Source organism: Microbulbifer echini, from assembly GCF_041447225.1.
In the GTDB taxonomy this organism is placed as follows: Bacteria; Pseudomonadota; Gammaproteobacteria; order Pseudomonadales; family Cellvibrionaceae; genus Microbulbifer; species Microbulbifer echini.
Map to the genome: position 1 here is coordinate 1 of NZ_JBGMEL010000044.1, position 3,149 is coordinate 3,149.

At 43.5% G+C, this 3,149-nt stretch carries 4 protein-coding genes; all 4 read right to left on the reverse strand.

Translation table 11 applies throughout. The features are described from left to right. Positions 1-321: 321 nt before the first annotated feature. The 4 genes from ACCI51_RS19345 to ACCI51_RS19360 all read right to left on the reverse strand — a co-directional run bounded on the left by ACCI51_RS19345 (position 322) and on the right by ACCI51_RS19360 (position 3,065). On the reverse strand, positions 322-729 hold the full coding sequence (locus ACCI51_RS19345; RefSeq protein WP_371845066.1) for a hypothetical protein: 408 nt from the start codon (positions 727-729) through the stop codon (positions 322-324). 534 nt (positions 730-1,263) lie between these two features. Continuing rightward, complete coding sequence (locus ACCI51_RS19350; RefSeq protein ID WP_371845067.1) at positions 1,264-1,674, reverse strand: hypothetical protein; 411 nt, start codon at positions 1,672-1,674, stop codon at positions 1,264-1,266. A gap of 122 nt (positions 1,675-1,796) precedes the next feature. Continuing rightward, complete coding sequence (locus ACCI51_RS19355; protein WP_371845068.1) at positions 1,797-2,252, reverse strand: hypothetical protein; 456 nt, start codon at positions 2,250-2,252, stop codon at positions 1,797-1,799. Between the two features lie 495 nt (positions 2,253-2,747). Continuing rightward, positions 2,748-3,065 (reverse strand): DUF4288 domain-containing protein, encoded by a 318-nt coding sequence (locus ACCI51_RS19360; protein ID WP_371845069.1) that lies wholly within the window; start codon positions 3,063-3,065, stop codon positions 2,748-2,750. Between the last annotated feature and the right edge of the window lie 84 nt (positions 3,066-3,149).

Here is a 3,149-nt window from a genome sequence, read left to right on the forward strand (position 1 = left end):
TTTACGGCGCTTCAGATTGTATTCTGCTTCGGCAAAGGTGACTTGGTGCATGATCTATCGTAGCCTTGACGGATAACTGAATACTACCAAATTGGCTCGGAATTATTCAGAGGTTCCCTAGCCCGTTTTCCAACGAATAAACCCGTTGCGACTGTGTACAAGACTCCCGTTCCAGGGATAAGAACAACCACCAAAGAAGTAATCAAAAACTCTATTGAAATCATAAGATGTATCCATTGTCATTTATGGGCATAACGCCAAGCTCACCCGCGGAGGCGCGATAGTGCCGGAGTCGGGTGCAGCGCTTTGTTAGAAGGTTTTTCAACGCCGGATATCCTTAAAAGAATAATCACCCATACAGTCTACGGATTGATCAGCTGAAATTTGATTAAATTCGACTATTTCAGATGATATAACTTTGTAATCATATGCGTCAGGTTCCTTCATTACACTCTCTGACTTGTTATAGAAAACCGATTCTTTTACCCACCATCGGCCAGATTCACTATGGACATCGACTGTTCGATTCGAATCTTCGTAGAATGTAATCTGATATGTTCCATCGGAGTTTCTTTTAGTTGCCCAGGAATAGTAATCACACCCTACAACATTCTCTCTTTCACCAACCCAATCGCCTACAAGTTGTTCATCAAGAAAGGGGTCTGACGCCTTAATTGTGGAACAGCTTGAAAGCATTACTAACGATGCCAATATAAATACTCGTTTCATTTTCGTAGCCTTCTAACGAAATAGATATGCGGAACCGTTAAGAAAGTTGGCAGTGCCTTTGCGTAAGCAAAGGGAATGACAATTTTTAGGTTTCCGCATCATCGGGTTGTTATTTGTTGCTCGTGGCACTGTGTACAAATTCACTACAAATATCTTTCTTTTACTGTCTACCACGATTCGGAGAGAAAAATTAGCAGCACTAGGTTCGCGGCCTTGCTTCGAAGCGGCTGCGCCGTCCGCATCAACTTCGTTATGCGAGCGTCGCTGAAGCTTCGAAGCTTACACGAAGGTCGAACCGTTGACTATGGGCTTTCCCGCCAATACTGTTTTTTTATACAGCAAGCTAATAATCACCTGCTATTCTTAACTGAACCCGCGCAAAACCGGAGCGAGCGACCAATAACGCCCGCAACAGGGGCGACCAATGTTGTGCGCCTTTTGCGCAATAATGGGAGCGAAGCGACCGCGCAAAAGGTGCGCAGCGTTGGGCGTCCCGCGGAGGCCCGAAGGGCTATAGCAGCCTGCTTGCGTTTGTTAATGGGCTTTGCTCCTTAGCAAGAGAACAAGTACCGGAAGCACAGAAATCGCCAGAAGAACATTTACACTTGTACTCACTAGAAATCCAGAGCTAAGAACAAGATCTGATAGTGCCGGCGCTACCTCCAGAAAGTTAACAACGCCGTAAATTGAAATAGGAATTAATGGAATACCTAAAAGCACCGATAGCTTGACAGGTTGTTTGGACCGAAGCCTGACAATCAAAATTGCTACCAATGAAGCAAAAATTAGAACGGCACACAGACCGTAAATTACCAGCATCGCTTGATACAGTATTGGCGAGGTTTGGATATCTACTGGGACATACAAGGTGGAGGTGTAACCAAAAAGCCACTCACAGATCCACGAGTAGAGTATCGCTACCACAAATACCAAGGCTATTTTCATCTTTATACTGATTCTTGTTTATACTGATTCTTGACCATTAACGCCGCGATAATCGGCAGCCCACGCGCAGCGTGGGCTGTCCGGTGGAGGCCCGCAGGGCCGGAACGAAATTCATCGCCTTGTTAGGTGATTTCACGCAACCGCCGCAATAGATGTTCGACTCCTGCTGGTAAGTTACGGTAATTGAAACCGAACTGTTCTGCAATCCATTGCCTTGTATATGGATCGTTTGGAGATTCTTTGAATTTTTCTAAGGTACTACTTATAAGCTCCGCTTTCTTCCTTTCTACTTCTAATTTCAATTCCGTCTGATCTTGCGTATCTAGTAGATTGTATTTTTTGTTTTTAAACACTACTTCTATATCTGTCTGTGTAGCAATCAAATAAAGTGCTTCATCTAGCCAGTTCGATATATCCCGATTCGACAAAGGCATTGTATATACTGCTTCATCCTCAAACTCAACTTCCATGCCATGCCCAACAATATCAAATTGAACTCTCAGAATTTTCCTTGGTGGCCAGTAAACCAATTCATCAATGATAGGATTACAAGCAAAATGATCTAAAAGTAGATTCACAAAGTCACCTAACGCTCTGCGCACAGGCGAGCGAAACGTAGTGTAGCGAGTCCAGCCCGCGCTTTTTGCGGGCGATTGTGCCGCAGTTTGTTATAAGTTTTTACCACGATGTTTCTTCCTTAACGCCCTGGCACTAACTGGCTTTAGTGGGCAGTATTTTGCAAAAACAAACTCAGCTAAAAACGGACCCGCTAGTAGTAAGGAGCCAAAAACCAGTAAACTTTGAAATCTCAATCCCAAGTAAATAGCAAGAATAGGTATAAACGCCCATCCGAATGCTATTACCCTCTTAGATAAGGCTGCATATTCATACTGGAAAAAGCAATTCTCACAATGCATTCTACTTGAGAAAGATAACATCTTTACCTTTACAGTTTTCTCTTTGCATTTTGGGCATTTTCTCATCATGACTTATAACGTTGCCAGCAAGGGCAGCTGGAGCGGAGCGTAGGCTGTCCAGCCCAGCCTCTAGCTGGGCGATCTTGCCTGGCCTGGTTATGCTTGTTCTGGGACATATAAATACTTTAAATAACGCTCTTGATAAAAAGATTCAAGACTCATGTTTGACTGAAACAACTCGGACCAAACTTCGTAATCTTTAATAAGCTTATCGCCACCCTGTTTATAACAAACTTGCTCTGGATACATATCAAAGCCATTGCTTTCAGCATATTCCTTAGCTTCTTTTCTCGCTCTACTATGCGCTCTCTTGAAAGAATCAGCTTTAATGCAAACTACTCTTTCTTCAAAGATATTCAAGCCCTCAGAATTGACTCCGAAGTGGTAAACGCTTCTAGCACCATACCAACTCAACTAATTTCTCCTCCAAAGAGCATAACGCTAAGATAACCTGCGCTGCAGGCGGCAAAAAAATGACCTGGCATTGAATTTAGGCCG

Excerpts from the sequence above, each read along its gene's own strand:
- ACCI51_RS19345 (WP_371845066.1), bottom strand. The coding sequence starts at position 729 with ATGAAACGAGTATTTATATTGGCATCGTTAGTAATGCTTTCAAGCTGT.
- ACCI51_RS19350 (WP_371845067.1), bottom strand. The coding sequence starts at position 1,674 with ATGAAAATAGCCTTGGTATTTGTGGTAGCGATACTCTACTCGTGGATC.